Origin of the sequence: Rhizobium sp. IBUN, from assembly GCF_000510625.1 — a bacterium.
GTDB lineage: Bacteria > Pseudomonadota > Alphaproteobacteria > Rhizobiales > Rhizobiaceae > Rhizobium > Rhizobium altiplani.
The window spans coordinates 1-15568 of the sequence record NZ_AZNV01000044.1 but is presented as its reverse complement, the minus strand read 5'-3'; the positions used below and the strand labels follow the sequence as shown (position 1 = coordinate 15568).

The 15568-nt window shown below is 59.3% G+C and carries 13 protein-coding genes and 2 pseudogenes; 7 read left to right on the top strand and 8 right to left on the bottom strand.

Annotated features, from left to right (window positions below; translation table 11 throughout):
• Positions 1-7 precede the first annotated feature (7 nt).
• From RHIBUN_RS0127425 to RHIBUN_RS0127415, 3 genes are read left to right on the top strand one after another with little or no spacing between them, the layout of a single operon-like run.
• Positions 8-730, top strand: coding sequence for a hypothetical protein (locus RHIBUN_RS0127425; protein ID WP_025662026.1), 723 nt, complete (start codon positions 8-10; stop codon positions 728-730).
• 50 nt (positions 731-780) lie between these two features.
• On the top strand, positions 781-2994 hold the full coding sequence (locus RHIBUN_RS0127420; protein WP_037217724.1) for a hypothetical protein: 2214 nt from the start codon (positions 781-783) through the stop codon (positions 2992-2994).
• Positions 2991-4310, top strand: a complete 1320-nt coding sequence (locus RHIBUN_RS0127415; protein ID WP_025662024.1) for a glycosyltransferase family 4 protein — start codon at positions 2991-2993, stop codon at positions 4308-4310. The genes RHIBUN_RS0127420 and RHIBUN_RS0127415 overlap by 4 nt, the downstream gene beginning before the upstream one ends.
• A gap of 259 nt (positions 4311-4569) precedes the next feature.
• On the opposite strand, the gene RHIBUN_RS0127410 is transcribed toward RHIBUN_RS0127415, so the two are convergent.
• The 7 genes from RHIBUN_RS0127410 to RHIBUN_RS0127375 form a co-directional block, all read right to left on the bottom strand.
• The gene (locus tag RHIBUN_RS0127410; protein ID WP_025662023.1) at positions 4570-5526 is read right to left on the bottom strand and encodes a hypothetical protein; all 957 of its coding nucleotides are present in this window, start codon (positions 5524-5526) and stop codon (positions 4570-4572) included.
• 497 nt (positions 5527-6023) lie between these two features.
• Positions 6024-7457 carry an aldehyde dehydrogenase family protein gene (locus tag RHIBUN_RS0127400; protein WP_025662022.1) on the bottom strand — a complete coding sequence of 478 codons (1434 nt, stop codon included), beginning with the start codon at positions 7455-7457 and terminating at the stop codon, positions 6024-6026.
• Between the two features lie 13 nt (positions 7458-7470).
• A complete protein-coding gene (locus RHIBUN_RS0127395; protein ID WP_025662021.1) occupies positions 7471-8205 on the bottom strand; it encodes an MBL fold metallo-hydrolase in 735 nt (244 codons plus the stop codon).
• A gap of 9 nt (positions 8206-8214) precedes the next feature.
• Positions 8215-9309, bottom strand: coding sequence for an ABC transporter ATP-binding protein (locus tag RHIBUN_RS38065; RefSeq protein ID WP_025662020.1), 1095 nt, complete (start codon positions 9307-9309; stop codon positions 8215-8217).
• Complete coding sequence (locus RHIBUN_RS0127385) at positions 9306-10097, bottom strand: ABC transporter permease (RefSeq protein ID WP_025662019.1); 792 nt, start codon at positions 10095-10097, stop codon at positions 9306-9308. Before RHIBUN_RS0127385 ends, RHIBUN_RS38065 begins: the two co-directional genes overlap by 4 nt.
• Entirely contained in the window at positions 10097-10960 is an 864-nt protein-coding gene (locus RHIBUN_RS0127380; RefSeq protein WP_018859534.1) for an ABC transporter permease, read from the bottom strand. Before RHIBUN_RS0127380 ends, RHIBUN_RS0127385 begins: the two co-directional genes overlap by 1 nt.
• Positions 10961-11047: 87 nt before the next feature.
• Complete coding sequence (locus tag RHIBUN_RS0127375; RefSeq protein ID WP_198021183.1) at positions 11048-12145, bottom strand: spermidine/putrescine ABC transporter substrate-binding protein; 1098 nt, start codon at positions 12143-12145, stop codon at positions 11048-11050.
• A 113-nt stretch (positions 12146-12258) separates the two neighbouring features.
• Here RHIBUN_RS0127375 and RHIBUN_RS0127370 point away from each other — a divergent pair, with 113 nt between their 5' ends.
• The 3 genes from RHIBUN_RS0127370 to speB all read left to right on the top strand — a co-directional run bounded on the left by RHIBUN_RS0127370 (position 12259) and on the right by speB (position 14434).
• Positions 12259-12885 carry a TetR/AcrR family transcriptional regulator gene (locus RHIBUN_RS0127370; RefSeq protein ID WP_025662017.1) on the top strand — a complete coding sequence of 209 codons (627 nt, stop codon included), beginning with the start codon at positions 12259-12261 and terminating at the stop codon, positions 12883-12885.
• A 15-nt stretch (positions 12886-12900) separates the two neighbouring features.
• Positions 12901-13293 (top strand): nuclear transport factor 2 family protein, encoded by a 393-nt coding sequence (locus tag RHIBUN_RS0127365; RefSeq protein ID WP_018859531.1) that lies wholly within the window; start codon positions 12901-12903, stop codon positions 13291-13293.
• A gap of 91 nt (positions 13294-13384) precedes the next feature.
• Complete coding sequence (gene speB / locus RHIBUN_RS0127360) at positions 13385-14434, top strand: agmatinase (RefSeq protein WP_025662016.1); 1050 nt, start codon at positions 13385-13387, stop codon at positions 14432-14434.
• 150 nt (positions 14435-14584) lie between these two features.
• Here the strand turns inward: speB and RHIBUN_RS37565 are convergent.
• A pseudogene (locus RHIBUN_RS37565) lies at positions 14585-14704 on the bottom strand (amino acid ABC transporter ATP-binding protein); the annotation flags it as partial.
• 702 nt (positions 14705-15406) lie between these two features.
• On the opposite strand from RHIBUN_RS37565, the pseudogene RHIBUN_RS37560 reads away from it, so the two are divergent.
• Positions 15407-15568: pseudogene (locus RHIBUN_RS37560) on the top strand (IS110 family transposase); the annotation flags it as partial.

The window sequence follows — 15568 nt, the reverse complement described above, 5'->3', positions numbered from 1 at the left end:
AGAACTCATGGCAAGTCCCGCTGAACGACCGGATGCCGCATCCGAACAGGGCAACGCCAAGCCGATGAACGGCCGGGTGGATGCCATCGACATGGGCCGGATCTTCGGCTGGGCGTTCGACCCGGTTTCGCCGGACCAACGACTGACCATCCGTGTCCTGCTCGATGGAAAGATGATTGCCGAAACGGTTGCCGATCGCAATCGACCCGACCTGCGGCGCAACGGTATTGGCGACGGCAATCACGCATTTGAAATAGCGCTACCGGATCCCGTCCAGTCGCGCGCGAACGATCTCGTGGTGGTGGCGCGAAACGGAAGCGGTTCCGAGCAGCCCTTGCGCGTTCCCCAACCGGACGAGCAGGCGGCCGAAGCCCTGATCGCCGCGCCGCTGGCGAAAGTGCTCGACAAGCTCGACCTATTGATGGCGTCGCAGCGGCAACTGCAAGTCTCGCAGCGCGCTCTACAGCGCGCACCTGATGTGGACCAGACTGAGACCGGCCTGACCGACGTCAGAAATGCCGTCGAAAGTCTCTGGGTGAATATCGGCCAACGGCTGAATGATCTCGATGTCCACGTGATGCGGCTGGATGGTGTGGTGGCGGGATTGGAGAAGAACCTGAGCGCGTTGCAGAAGCGCAAGAACGGCGAGTTGAAACCCTTGCTGCTGTTGCTGTTCGCTCTTGTGGGATTTACCGCGGGCGCCGGCCTCGCGCTGATTGCCAGGATCTGACACGGGGAGTTTAAGGCGTGCTTGTTACAGAACAGTCCCCCGCGAACCCCATGGCGCTCAAGCATGGCGCCAGCAGGATGTTGCGCCCTGGAAAGGTCATTGGCTGCCGCGTAGACGAGACCACCTTGCTGATCATCGGTCTCGGTCGTGTCCTGGCAGGCGAAGCGATGGCTGGCGAAGTGATAGTCGGCGTCGACGGCGATCAAACGGGCACGCGAAGCGCGTTTGTCTCGGAATGGCGACTGGCCGCTCCTTCCCCAAGGGCAAAGCACGGCTTCGCGGCGCTCCTGAAGACCGAGGGCACAGACCGCGCCATGACTGCGACACGGTTCGGCGAGGAGGAAACGGGCATACGCTATATCTTTGCGCCCCGACTTGCCTCCGCGGAGGAAGCAGCCGCGATCGTGGCCGAAACCGCTGGACCTCAGTCAGCCGCCGTCATTGACCGCCTTGTGGACGTTATGATGGCCGGCAACCCTAACCGCCGTGGACTTCTTTCCATCACCACGCTTCTACAGGCAGCCCACGCAAACGATGGTTTCATCGAGTTGATTGGTGAAAGCCATGAAGGCGCGACGTTCCTGCAGGGCTGGAGCCGCGGCATGGTGCCCGGCCCTTGCCGAGTATCGGTGGTTGGCAACGCGACACCGTTTACAACGGAGTGCGGCATCGCCGTCTTTTCCCGCCAGGATGTGCCCGATGGCGCCCCGGGTTTTGTCGGTCTTCTCGCGGCAACCAAGGATGTCCGCGCGCACGACATCGAAGGTCTGGCCTTTCGGGGGCGCGCTGGCTGGAGGTATGCCCCAGTCCACCCCCGAAAGCGCATCCTCGGCCCGCTGGAGACGCCCGAACACGTCAGGTCAATCCTGCCGCGCGCACACGGTGCGCCAGACATGCTCCTATCCCTGCGAGCGACCGCTAACAGCTTTGATGGCAAAGAAACCGTCTCCAGCCTGCCGCTTCCCGTCCGGATGGGAATAGACAATATGTTTGAGGCTGATGGAGGAAAGCTCCTCGTCTCCGGTTGGCTTTATGATCCCGACGCCCACGTCACGGCGGTAAGACTTCGTAGGGGTGACGGCGCGGCTTGCCTCGACGAACGCTGGACGCGCCTCGATCGCCCCGATGTCACCGACAGTTTCAATGACCAGCAGCACTTCGCGCCGAGCATTCGAGGTGAACAGCGTGCCCATGGGTTCATCGCCCACGCCCATTTGCCGAGTGAAGATCATGGTGCGCCTCTCTACTTCGAACTGACGCTACGCGATTCGCGTCGTGCGTTCTTGCCAGTCAAACCAACGCGGGTTTCGGCGCGCCTGGCGGCATTGCGCCAGATCGGTTCCATCGATCCGACGAACTGTGCGTTGCCTGCGATCGTCGACGCACAAATTGTACCGTTCCTCAGCGAATCCGGACGGTCGACGCCGGTCACCGACGCCGTCCTGGACGCTGGCGCCTTCGATCAGGAGAGCAGCCCGCCGATCGTCATCGGCGCTGGGGAGGGAGAGGAGAACATCGCCCCGCTGCTGGCCTTGCTCGCGCTGGATCCGGAGACCCGACGCGCGCCGATCGTGATCGCCATGCCTGCCGATCGCTTTCGCAGACAAGCCGCCCGCCTCAAGGAACTCGTACGATTCTATGGCCTCTCGGCCAGGTTCGTATCGGTCAAGGGCGCAGGCGACTTTTACGACATGCTTGAAGCAGGCACGCAGGCACTCTCCTGTGAAACGGTCGTGTCGCTTTCCGCCTCACTGGTCCCGCGCGGGACAGGCTGGTACGGCAAGCTCTTGGCCACGGCTTTGACCGTGAAAGGAAGCATCATCTCGCCTGTCCTGGCTTACGAGGACCATTCCGTTCGCTGGGCGGGAAACTGGATCGATGTTGACAACGGCGATCGGCAAGTTGTGGGTCGCTATGCCGGATATCCGCTCAAAGCAGTGACCGAAATGAAACTGATCCGCATCGCGGCGGCCTCGCTCGAATGCTGCGTCACGCCCCGCGACGCCCTGACACGCTTGGGCGGTTTTTCCGGTGGCTATCTGGGCGTGCAGGAGAAAGGCCTGGATCTCGGTCTCCGTCTCAGTCGGTCCGGCATCAACTCCTATTTGCTGCCATCGGTGCAGTTATGGGGCTGCGACGACGCATGCGACTGGAACAGTCCGGCAATGGCGGCTCTGGTGGCAGAGATAGATCAAAAGATCTTCAAGAGCCAATGGTCGCCTGTCCTCGTAGGTGAAAAACGCCCAGAAAAGAGACCCGCATGAACGAGCAGCTTCGTGTCCTTGTCGTCTCGCATGCTCACCCGACAGTGTCGCTCGGCGGCGCAGAAATCGCTTCGCACAACCTGCATCGTGGCCTGAACGCATTGCCGGACGTCAGGTCGGTTTATCTGGCCCGGGTCGGCCACCCGGTACCCCGGCATGCCGCGTCCGCGCTGATGAGCTATCGCCTTGCCGAAGATGAGTTACTATTTCACACGGACGACTACGACCACTTCTTGTTGTCCAATGGCGATACGCAGGCGATCACTCGGGACCTGTTGCGCTTCGCGCGGGATCTCAGGCCCCATGTCGTGCATTTCCATCATGTTCTCGGTATTGGTCTCGAAGCGCTCTATGCCCTTAGAGAGGCATTTCCTCACGCGGCCATACTGGTCACATTCCACGAATACCTTTCGATCTGCCACAATCACGGGCAAATGGTGAAGCGACCTTCCGGCCAACTCTGCGAAACGGCCTCCCCCATCGCCTGCCACGGCTGTTTTCCCGACATCCCTGTCTCGCATTTCCTGAAGCGGGAGTTGTTTGCACGCGGGATGCTTGGCCTTGCCGACGCCTTCGTTTCGCCCAGCCGGTTTCTTGCAGAGCGCTACATCAAATGGGGCATTGATAAGGACAAGCTCTGCGTGATCGAAAACGGGATCGCTTTGGAAGCTGTTGCCCCCGCGCGCGAACTGCAAGGTCTCAAGCCGCGTCGCAACCGCTTTGCCTATTTCGGCCAGATGACCCCATTCAAGGGTGTCGACGTTCTGATTGACGCTATTTTGCGCATCCCGAAGGACATATGGGGCGACGACTCCTGCCTGATGATCTTCGGCGGCAACCTCGAGCGACAGCCGGTCGAATTCCAGGAACGGATGAAGAAGCTTATTGCAGACGCGGGCCAGCGCGTCCGATTCTATGGTGCTTACCAGAACGCGGACGTGCCGCGCCTGATGCGTTCGGTCGACTGGGTGGTTCTACCGTCCGTCTGGTGGGAAAATTCGCCCGTTGTGATCCAGGAGGCCCTGCTACATCGCAGGCCGATGATCTGCTCCGACATCGGCGGGATGGCCGAGAAGGTGCGGAATGGACAGGACGGCCTGCACTTCCGCGCAGGAAGCAGCCAGGATCTCGCGGACCGCATCGTTGAAGTATTGGGCGACAACCAAACCTGGGATCGGCTACGCGCGTCCATGCGACAACCCGCCGACCACCTCGGTTGCGCGCGCGACCACTTCAAGCTCTACCGCACGCTGCTGCGGCAGAAACGCGATGCGGCCATGGCGGAAAATCCTGCGCTTCTCTCGCACGCGCTTTGACCAGGCTCACCCGCGCCGACGTCGGTTCCTCCGTCAGCGTGGAGATCGAGCCCCTCGCCGCTGGGTGGTCGGTCACCTGAACAGCGCATTGGAAAGACGTCGCGTGAGACGGATCACGGGATCTGCTTCCGGCCTTTGCACTTGTTTTCCTCGTAGTTCCAAAAACCAGTGTACTCCTTTGGCAGACCCGCATTGGTCAGACGGCCAGCCCGCGGGTGGAACGGAGATGGGCTTCACCCACCGCGAGGCAACATTTCGATCACGAAAGCGCGGTGCCATCCGCCCTGCGGCTACGTGCAATACGGCCGTCCAGTTCCGTAAGCCGGCCGGCGAAGCCAGCATTTTCCGGCTGACACGTCATGGCGTCCACAAGCATGGTCCGCGCTGTCGCAAGCTCACCGTCTCGAATATGGCGGTTGGCCCGATGATAGAGGAAGTTTGCTCGCTCGACCGAAGAAAACGACGAACCGAAGCGCGCATGAAATCGGTCGGCCCACGCAGGATGGCGGGCTATCGCCGTCACCGCGATCTGATAGGGTCGCATCGGCGCCACCACGCGGGCAGCTCGGGCCAGAGCGCGTAGCCCCCGAAGATCGTCTCCGCGGCAGGCCTCGATCAACGACAGCGCGCGCTCGGTTCCGGTAAAAGCCCGAACGGTGCCATGGCCGGTCATGTGGACCGGCACGAGGTGCGTCCTCTCCTGCAGCGTCGCAATCCGCGCGGCGTGCCGGTGGTCAACGGCGTGGAACGGATCGAAGAAGAGATAGGCGCGCCCAGCCGCGTGATCGGGCGCGATCCCCATATTGGCGTGCAGGTCGGGCGAGAAATGCCGTGTGAACCGCCCGTCGAAGGGAGCGACCTTCGGATCTATCGAAACTTGCGGGCAAAAGGCGATGGCAACGGAGGCGTTGAAGCGCCCACGGTAGCGCAACGCCGCGTAACCGCCCTGCGAGTGCCCGTAAAGTATTCGCTCCGGTGCCGCACGAAGAATGGGTGCGGCAGCTTCGACTGCCTTGACGACGCTCGCCGCCGGAAACCAGTTCGGTCGTCGACTGATGAAGCCCAGCGCCGAAATATTGGCTTTCTCGCAGAATCGCTGCGCCCAGAACCGGCTCCCGTTCGCCGTCATTTCCATCTCATTAAAGGTGACCAGAAAATATGGAGATGACCCTGGACGATGTATCACCTCAAGGTTCTCGTCCGAAAATATGCGCATACCATCCACCCAAGCACCTTATCCAACAAATATACTTCAATATTTGGAATATACTTACTATTCTTACAATTAGACAGAAACTCTATTACGAAATCAACCCGCTTCGTCACCGAAGTGCACGCGGATCTCATCGACAAGTTGGAGGCCGGCGAGATCGACACGGAGTCCAAAAAGAAAAAGCTCCTCGACGCTTACGCAGAGGAGCTTCTGTGCAAATATCCGCAGTGTGAGAATTTGCGAGTTTTGTTGGTTGCAGGGCCTGAAGCCACAGAGACTTGTAAATTGGATTGATCATTACCGATGATCGACCCAAGGCGTCTTAATCGGGCTACCTTATTGCCATCCGTGCCTGCAATTTTTACGCGACATGCTTTCCAAAATCACACAAATGGCCGCGAACTGGCTGGACGCATGAGCTCGCACCCATCAGCAGCTTACGCAGTGATCGGCAAGCCAGCTCAGTCACGGCCGAGTTCACGACTGAGCCAGCCATTAGATTAAGCAGCGTCGGGACGGTGAAGTGTTTTCACCTCTAGAAAATCTTCCAATCCGAATACCCCGCCTTCGCGGCCGTTGCCCGACTGCTTGTAGCCGCCGAACGGACTCCCATAGCGATGGGGCGCGCCGTTGATATGAACCATGCCGGCGCGCAGTCGTCCTGCCACACGCTCGGCGCGGGCTGGATCGCTGGTCTGCACGTATGCCGCCAGCCCGTAGCTGGTATCGTTGGCGTTTGCGATCGCCTCCTCTTCGGTCTCAAACGGCATGATAGCCAAGACCGGACCAAACACTTCCTCCCGGGCAATCCGCATGGAGTTGTTGACGTCGGCAAAAATCGTCGGCTTGACGAAATAGCCGGTTTCGAAGCCCGACGGCTTGCCGGCACCACCGACGAGGAGGCGCGCGCCCTCCGCGATGCCGGCCTCGATCAATGCCTGCACGCGGCCATACTGGACGTCGCTGACAAGCGGCCCGATGTGGCCACCTTCCTCCGCGGGGTTTCCCACGGTGGCACTGCCGCCAACGCGCTGAGCGATCTCGACGGCCCTGTCGTAGACCGATTTCTGTACCAGTAGACGAGTTGGCGCGTCGCAGGATTGTCCGGAATTGTTGAAACATTCGAGGACGCTGCCAGTGACGCGGTCTTCGAGATCGGCGTCCTCAAAGACGAGATTGGGAGATTTGCCGCCGAGTTCCAAGGTGACACGCTTGACGGTATCCGCTGCGTCCTTGCTGACGGCGATGCCAGCACGCGTCGATCCGGTGAAGGACATCATGTCGACGTCCCTGTGCCTCGAAAGGGCGGCGCCGGCATTAACACCGTCGCCATTGACGAGGTTGAAGGTGCCGGCTGGGAAGCCCGCCTCATGTACCATCTCCGCATAGAGCATGGCGTTGAGCGGAGTGAACTCGGAGGGCTTCAGCACGCAGGTCGAGCCTGTTGCCAACGCCGGAACCACCTTCAGCGCGATCTGGTTGATCGGCCAGTTCCAGGGGGTAATGAGGCCGCAGACACCGATCGGCTCCCGCAAGAGCACGTCGCCGTTCGACAACACGTCGCGCACCTTCAATTGCTTCAGTGCATCGATGAAGCCCTGCAGGTGACCTACGCCAACATCAGCCTGCTGCTCGCGGCTCATGGTGATCGGCGCGCCGAGTTCGAGTGTGATCGTCTGTGCCATCTCCTCGTAGCGGCGCTTGTAGATCTCAAGCAGCCTTTCGAGAAGCGCAAGTCGTTCCTCCACGCTCGTGCGACTGTACGTGGCAAACGCAGTCTTCGCGGCAGCAACCGCACGATCGATATCGGCGGGCGTGCCCATGGAAATCACCGCGACCGGCTTCTCGGTCGCCGGATTGATAACCTCCAGATCGTTGGCAGCAAGCGGCGCTACCCATTCGCCATTGATATAGAATTTGCGCTTGTCGAGCATGTCGTTACTCCCGTCATACTTTGTTCTGTTTTGCGTTCAGCCAGTCCGTGACCAGGCGGCGATACTTCTCGCCGCTGAAACTTGGAAAATGGCCGCCGTGTACCGTTCTGGCCGGAATTCCCAGGAGCCGCTCCATCGATGCGAGGTAATCATCGGCGTTCGAGTGGTAGGTGTCCTCGATCAACGGCCCGTCGTAGAGGATGTCTCCCGAAAACAGCGTTTCTGTTTCGGCTTCCCACAACGCGATTCCGCCCGGTGAGTGACCCGGCGTGTGGATAACCTCGAACCTACGGTCGCCGAGATCGATCACATCGCCATCCTCCAGAATGCGCGTGGCCGGCGCCTTTTTCACGCCATAGCACTTCGAGCAATAGGGCTCGGGCGGCAGCGCGTCGAAGATATCGTCGGTCACGTAAGGATCAGCAAGCGTGTTTTGCCGGGTAGGGTCGGCGAGCAGATCGGCCTCCGCCGAATGGACGGCCCGGCATTCAAACTCGTGATGGCAACCGATATGGTCGAAATGGGTGTGGCTCGCGACGGCAATCAGATCCCGCTCGGTGACGAGCGGCACCCATTCGCGCAGCGAAACGACCCCCATGCCGCTGTCGACCAGCATATCCCGATCCCGTCCGCGCACATGCCAGACGTTGCAGCGATAGAACTCCTGAATGAAGGGCTCGGAAATCTGCGTGACATCGTCGGCCAGCCGCTTCAGCTCATACCATCTGTGCGCAGCGATCCGTTCCATCGTCTGCGCCTATGCCTGTTTCGACGGCAGGGCGACGATATCACCAACGTTGACCGCAAGCGTGAGCAGTTGGCCTTCGGCGACGACGGTTGATTGCGGCATATGCGCGACGATGCTGATATCAGGAGCGCCATTGGGCGCCAGATGGCATCGATAGTGGGTTCCGAAGAAGGCGCTGTTAGACACCGTGGCCTGCCCGAGCGCCGTAACGGCGCCATCGCCTTCGCCTGCACGGCGGAAATGTTCCGGCCGGATGCAGAGCATTGTCCCCTGCCCGGCGGACGGCGAGCCAGCCGTGAAGCAGGCTTTTGGCAATGTGACCTTCCCCAGCGCTGTTTCGACGACCGCCCCGGTGCCGTCGATATCTCTGATCTTGCCGGGAACGAAGTTGACCTCGCCCATAAAGCCTGCCGCAAACAACGAGCGTGGCCGCATGTAGATTTCCGACGGTGGTCCGAAGTCTTCGATTTTACCCTGGTTCATCACCACGATCCGATCGGCAATTGCCATGGCCTCTTCCTGATCGTGGGTTACGTGGACGAACGTCGTGCCGACACGCTTCTGGATGGCTTTCAGCTCATCCTGCATCTGCCGGCGAAGCTTGAGATCAAGCGCGCCGAGCGGTTCGTCGAGCAACAGGACGTCAGGGTCGACGGCGAGGGCCCGGGCAAGTGCAACACGCTGGCGTTGCCCACCCGAAAGCTCATGTGGTTTCTTGTCCGCCGAAGCCTTGAGCCCAACGAGGTCGAGAAAGCTCTTTGCGCGCTCCTCGCGCTCGGCCCTGCCGATGCCGCGCATTCTGAGGCCAAACCCGACATTGTCCTTTAGCTTCATGTGCGGGAACAGCGCGTAGTCCTGGAACATCGTCGTCGTTGGACGTCTTGCCGGTGGAACGTGGGTCATTTCCTTGCCGCCGATGGCAATTCGACCGCTACTCGGCGACAGAAAGCCTCCGAGAATGGACAGAAGCGTGGTCTTGCCACAGCCGGACGGTCCCAGCAGAACAATGAATTCGCCTGCAGCAATGTCGAGAGAGACATCGTCGAGAGCGGTGGAACTGCCGAAAGTCTTCGTCGCGTTTTCGATTAAAACCGGAGCGGTCATGATTTTTTCGTCCTTTTGAACAGGAACAGTTCCAGCATGATCAGCAAGGTGACAGAAACGAGGAACACCAGCGATCCGATGGCATTGGTCTTAGGATTGAGGCCCGAACGAAGCAGGCTCCAGATTTCGACCGGGAGCGTGACCTCGAAGCGCGACAGCAGAAAAGCGATGATGAATTCATCCCAGCTAAACGTCATCGACAGGAAGAAGGAGGCGAGCAGCGACGGCAGCAGCATTGGCGCGGTCACCAGCACCATCACCTTGATATCGCTGGCGCCGAGATCGCGTGCGGCGCGTTCAATGTTGATGTGATGGTCCCCCATCGACGAGTAGATGATCGCAAAGCACAGCGGCAGATTAATCACCACGTGACCGATGCCGACCGTCCATAGCGACAGGCCAATTCCGAACGCGTTGAGGACGGTCAAGAGCCCGAGCGCAATGATGAGGTAGCTGACTGTCATTGGCGCGATCAGCAAGCCGCGCTGCCAGGCCGAGCCCGGCAGCTTGAAGCGGGCCAGCGCGTAGGCCGCCAGGAAGCCGAGGAGACACGCGACGAACGACGATATCGTCGCCACCAAGAAGGAGTGCAGCAGTGCCGACATCAGCTTGCGATCGGCAAAGACTGCTTCATACCATTGCAGGGAAAAGCCATTGAATGGCGGTACCGGCAGGCGCCCATCCTGGAACGAAAATAGCACCAGCACGATAACAGGCAAAAAGATGAAGCCGAAGATCAGAACCGCGTAGGCGCTGCAGGCGATACTGGTGATCCGGTTGCGTATCATCACGTTCTCTCAATCTTCAGCCAGCGCGCGCAAGCGACATAGGCTGCGGTGACCGCTAGCATCAGAATGATCGAGAGCGCCGCGGCCATCGGAAAGTCCGCGCGGCGACCAAGTTGCAGCATGATGATCTGAGGCAAGACAAGTTCGTTGTTGCCGCCCAGGATCTGCGGCGTGACATAGTCGCCGATGCAGAGCACGAAGGTGAGGAAGGCTCCCGTCATGATGCCCGGCATGGTCAGGGGCAAAATGACGTGCCAGAACGTCTGAAATGCATTTGCGCCGAGGTCGGCAGCAGCGCGGCGGTAATTTGGCGAGAGCTGCACAAGGTTTGCGTAGATCGTCAGCGTCAAAAGCATGACGAAGAAGTGGACGAAGCCGATAACGGTCGCCGTACGGTTGCTGGCAAGCTCCAGCGGCTCGCTGATCACGCCGATGTTCATGAGTGTCTGATTGATGACGCCATTGCGCGACAGCACGAGCAGCCACGAATAGGAACGGACAACATAAGAGGTCCAGAATGGCAGGACCGCAAGAATTAACGCCGTTCGCTGGAACCTTTGCGGCACCCGCTCTGCAATGATCCAGGCCAGGGGATAGGCGAGCAGGATGGAGAGGGCCGTCACGATCGCGGTGATCTCGAGGGAATTCGTCAGCCCGCGGAACAGCGCATCCTTCTCGAAGAAGGCGATGTAGTTGCCAAGGTTCCAAACGCGGACGATCGAGCCGCCCTGTTGCGCCCAGAGGCTCATTGCCGCCATGAACAGAAAAGGAGCAACGAAGAAGACGATCGTCCAGACGAGCGCCGGTGCCACGAAACCCCAGGCCTTTCGACGTTCGGCATCTTCAAGTGAATGAGCAGCCACAGGCAAGTCTCCGACCTCCCTCTCCCATCTACGGGGAGAGGGTCTTGTGATTCAGTATAGAGATTCAGTATAGAAGGGTCGAAGCTGTCAGTTTTGCAGCATTTCGGTCCAGGCGTCCTGCATCTTTGCGTCCAGTTCCGCGCTTGGGATCGGGTAAAGCTGCGTGCGCTTGAGATAGTCGGCCTGCTCGTCCCAGCGCAAAGCGGTTTTCTGTTCGGCACTCAGCTTCTCGCCGGCCCTGGCATTTGCGGGCATCGCCCAATAGCAAGAGGACGTCGCAAGTCGCGCCTGCCCTTCCGGGCTTACAATGTACTGCACGAATTTGAGGGCGAGGTCCTTTTTCGTGGAGTCCTTCATAACGCCGATCGACTGTGCCCAGCGCACTGCGCCCTGCTCAGGGATGACCCAATCGAGGTTGGGTTTGTCTTTCACCAGACCGGCCGTCAGCCACTCGCCTCCGCCAAAGACGATATCAACCTCGCCCGTCGCAAGTGCCGTTTGCGACGAGACGACGTCGCTCACCTGCTTGGCGTTGGCCTTGAGAGCAAACAGCTTGTCCTTGATTGCCGGCAGGTCGGCGTCCGTCAGGCTCGCCGTTGCCTTGCCCAAATCGATACCGGTCAGGCCGATCATCGGCAGGTAGTAGTCATAGACCGCGATGCGTCCCTTGTATTTGTCGGACCAGAGCTTCGACATATCCTTCATGTCGGCCGGATCGACTTTTGTCTTGTCATAGGAAACCGTGTTGTAGCCGAACTTTTCGGTGACCGCATAGGTCTTGCCGTCGCGGGTGTTGTTGGGTTCCATGCGAACTTCAGGGAAGATATCTGCATTAGGAAGCGCGTCGGCCGGCATCTCCGCAAGAATGCCCTTGTCGACCGCGCGTTGCACGTCGACGCCATCGATAACAAGCACATCCCAGTCTCCCGGGCGCGACTGGTCGATGATGGAGAGACCCGCACCGGTACCCTCATATTCCTTCAAATTGACCTTTACGTTGTTCGCCTGCTCGAAGGGCTCGATCAGTGCGGGATCGGTGTGATCGCACCAGACAAGCGCATTCAATTCCTCCTGCGCCAGTACCGGCGCCGGGGTGATCGTTATTGTTGCGGCACCCAATGCGAGGATGGCAGCGGAGGCGAGGAGTCTGCGCGCAAAAGCGCCTTCAGTAATATCAATCATCATGTGGCCCTCTGTCGGTGACGCTCATTTCGGCGCCTTCATGAAAAAGATTGAATGAGTTCATTTTTTTAGTCAATATGATTTTTGAGGACATTCATTATTTGAGAGAGTCGCATATGACGGGACTGCGCGCCAAGCAGAAAGCCGATCGCAATCGCCGCATACTGGAGGCGGCGACGAGCCTTTTCCGGGAGGTCGGATATGACAGCGCCCGCATCGAAGACATTGCCGAGCGCGCGGAAGTGTCGGTTGGCACGTTCTACAACTACTACGAAAACAAGGGCGACATTCTCGTCGCCACCGTTTCGATGGAAGTCGAGGAAGTGTTGGCTTCCGGCAAGGACATCGTTGAAAATCCGCCGACCACTACGCTCGAAGCCCTGCAAGTACTGATCGACCAGTATTTTGACCATTCGCTGGTCTATCTCAGCAAGGAGATGTGGCGTACGGCCATGGCGATCTCCATCCAGCAACCCGAGAGCCCATTCAGCCGTCGATATACCGAACTCGACGGGCGCCTGTGCGATCAGGTTTCGACGCTGGTCCAGAAATTGCAGCTTCGCGGCGCTGTCATGCCTGGGATCGATGCGATTGCGGTGGGCCAGATGGTCTTCAATAACCTCAACATGATGTTCCTTGAGTTCGTCAAAGACGAAGCGATGACGCCGGATAGGCTCAAGGAACGCGTAGCACGGCAGAACCGGCCGCTTGCCGTCTTAATCAGCAGCCCCAAAATTCAATAGCAGGGAACATCAGGGATGGAACACCAGCAACAAGCTGTGCTTGCCGCAGCGGATCGCCTCGTCGAAGCCTTTGGCAGGCATGATCGTGATAGCTACTTCGCGGCCTTTGCGCCCGCCGCCACCTTCATATTTCACAATCTCGACCGCCGCCTTCATACGCGTGCGGAATATGAGGCCGAATGGGCATTGTGGGAAACGCGCGACGGATTTCGTGTGCGGGCCTGCCGTTCCAGTGACCAGGATGTTCAGATTGCCGGCTCCGTCGCCATATTCACTCATTCCGTCGAGACGGATCTTGCTTTCAACGGTGAGCCGTCGACAAGCACCGAACGCGAGACGATCGTCTTCGAGAAACAGGCGAGCGGAGAATGGCTGGCGATCCACGAGCACCTTTCGCCGCAGCCCTGAGGCGACGATCGGAACCGCCCACAACGCTTTTTGCCCGGGTCTGCGCCCCTTGGTCGTATTGCCGGGAAATTTCATAGGAAAGACAAAAACGATGGTTGAGTTGAAGAAGCACCTTGAGGATCTACGCAAGAAGTTCGCCGATAGCGCCGAGTTCTTCGATCCGCGCTTCCGCCGTGTGGCCGAGAAGATCTTTAGGGGCGGCACACGCGCTGCACCTTATTCGGGCATTTCGACCTTCGCAGGCTTGCCCTACAGGGAGGTCAATTTCGCGGCCCCTGACTTCGGCGACCTGCAGGTCGCGGCAGTCGGCATTCCGATGGATCTCGGCGTCAGCAATCGGCCGGGTTCGCGATTTGGACCGAGGGCTGTGCGCGGTATCGAACGCATCGGTCCCTACAATCACGTGCTCGATTGCGCACCGGCCTATGATCTACGCGCTGCCGATATCGGTGATATCCCGTTCGGGAGCCGCTATCGGTTGGAGCAATGCCACGAGAATATTGAGGCAGCGATCCGCAAGATCGTCGAAGCCGGCGTCATTCCGCTCTCCGTCGGCGGCGACCATTCAATCACATACCCGATCCTCAAGGCAGTCGGCGCCAGAGAGCCCGTCGGCCTCATCCATATCGATGCCCACTGCGACACGGGGGGCCCGTTCGACCAGACGAAATTCCATCACGGCGGCCCGATGCGCAACGCCGTTCTGGACGGCGTCCTCGATCCGACCCGCACCATCCAGATCGGCATTAGGGGGCCTTCCGAATATCTCTGGGAGTTTTCCTACGAGTCCGGAATGACGGTCATCCACGCCGAAGAGGTCGGTGGCATGGGTATCCCCGCCATCATCCAGAAGGCCCGAAAGATCGTCGGGGATGGCCCGACCTATCTGTCCTTCGATATCGACAGTCTCGATCCTGCGTTCGCGCCGGGCACCGGGACGCCAGAAATTGGTGGCCTGACGAGCCGTGAGGCGCTGGAACTGCTGCGCGGCCTCAAAGGTCTCAATTTCGTCGGTGGCGATGTCGTGGAGGTGGCTCCGCAGTATGACAATACCACCAACACCGCACAGGCTGGTGCGCAGGTATTGTTCGAGATCCTGAGCCTATTGGTTTTCAGCCCGGCTGTCGCGAGCCTACGGTGAACGCCGTCGCCTCGGGCTGCTGCTTGACTTCCTTACTCACGGGTGACGGCGTCGATGACGCCGTCACCCGCAATACCACTGTTATGTCGTTTCGCCTTGCGGCCATCGCATGAAGAGACTGGACGGCGCCCTGCCATGGTGCACTAAGCACTATTTTCCACAAACCAACATCGACGCGCCACGATCAAGATAAGCATCGAGAACCTGCTCCAGACGAGCATGGCGTGGTTTCCGAAAGACGTCTTGTGGTGCGCCGGTAAGGAGAATTTTGGGGAAGAATTTACAAGTTTGTTTTGGTTGCGGGGGCCTGATAGCACGGAGACTTGTAAAAGTGCCGGTCTTGATGGGATTCGAACAGAGATTTGCGCGTTAGATAAGAGATTACCGGTTCGGTACCTTCGTACGCGAAGGATCGACTGCGGCATACCCCCACTATGAAACACCTTCAGTCGTTTCTCACGCAAGCGCCGCCATCTGTTGGGTTCAACATGTCATTTGGCTTTTTACGTCGCTGCCATGATCGCCAAAGCGACCTCGTTGATGCGGGTGCTAGGACTTTGGATAGACCGACGCGATAACTCGTGCTGTCGCGGCACCGGTTAAGAGGTAGGGCCTCGGCGGTGGCGGGACAGGAACTTGCCTTGTCCCGCCTCCCGAAACGCACTCAATGTCGCCAATAGCAGGAGATCATCCGCCACTGACGTGCCACGCGAAGGTCAATTGACGGCAGTTTAAGATACTATGTAAGCGGTGAAACAACCCCATCTGGCGGGGGCTATGCCGAGCGTCTATTCGTGCCTGAGCATGAATGAGCTCACGGTGAACTTCTATGTCTGCTCCTGTGTCTGAACCTAGATGGTGTAACGGGCGGAGCTCGGCCAGCGAGGTTTGAAAGGCTGGTGGTCGTCCCTCACAATGATGGTTTCGCGGAGTCAGGAGTGGCCTGCTCCATAGCATCACGGAGAGACGACCATGAAGCAGTATGCCGGAATCGATGTCTCGTTGGAATATTCAAGTGTGTGCGTGGTGGATGCAGATGGCCGCATCGTGCGTGAAGCAAAGGTACTGAGCGAGCCCGATGCGCTGATCGCCTGGTTTGCCGAGCACGGCGTGGCCATGGAGCGGATCGGTCTT

Bases quoted from the DNA above. Each gene is read 5' to 3' on its own strand.
- RHIBUN_RS0127425 (WP_025662026.1), top strand. From the start codon at position 8: ATGGCAAGTCCCGCTGAACGACCGGATGCCGCATCCGAACAGGGCAAC.
- RHIBUN_RS0127420 (WP_037217724.1), top strand. From the start codon at position 781: ATGGCGCTCAAGCATGGCGCCAGCAGGATGTTGCGCCCTGGAAAGGTC.
- RHIBUN_RS0127415 (WP_025662024.1), top strand. From the start codon at position 2,991: ATGAACGAGCAGCTTCGTGTCCTTGTCGTCTCGCATGCTCACCCGACA.
- RHIBUN_RS0127410 (WP_025662023.1), bottom strand. From the start codon at position 5,526: ATGCGCATATTTTCGGACGAGAACCTTGAGGTGATACATCGTCCAGGG.
- RHIBUN_RS0127400 (WP_025662022.1), bottom strand. From the start codon at position 7,457: ATGCTCGACAAGCGCAAATTCTATATCAATGGCGAATGGGTAGCGCCG.
- RHIBUN_RS0127395 (WP_025662021.1), bottom strand. From the start codon at position 8,205: ATGGAACGGATCGCTGCGCACAGATGGTATGAGCTGAAGCGGCTGGCC.
- RHIBUN_RS38065 (WP_025662020.1), bottom strand. From the start codon at position 9,309: ATGACCGCTCCGGTTTTAATCGAAAACGCGACGAAGACTTTCGGCAGT.
- RHIBUN_RS0127385 (WP_025662019.1), bottom strand. From the start codon at position 10,097: ATGATACGCAACCGGATCACCAGTATCGCCTGCAGCGCCTACGCGGTT.
- RHIBUN_RS0127375 (WP_198021183.1), bottom strand. From the start codon at position 12,145: ATGATGATTGATATTACTGAAGGCGCTTTTGCGCGCAGACTCCTCGCC.
- RHIBUN_RS0127370 (WP_025662017.1), top strand. From the start codon at position 12,259: ATGACGGGACTGCGCGCCAAGCAGAAAGCCGATCGCAATCGCCGCATA.
- RHIBUN_RS0127365 (WP_018859531.1), top strand. From the start codon at position 12,901: ATGGAACACCAGCAACAAGCTGTGCTTGCCGCAGCGGATCGCCTCGTC.
- speB (WP_025662016.1), top strand. From the start codon at position 13,385: ATGGTTGAGTTGAAGAAGCACCTTGAGGATCTACGCAAGAAGTTCGCC.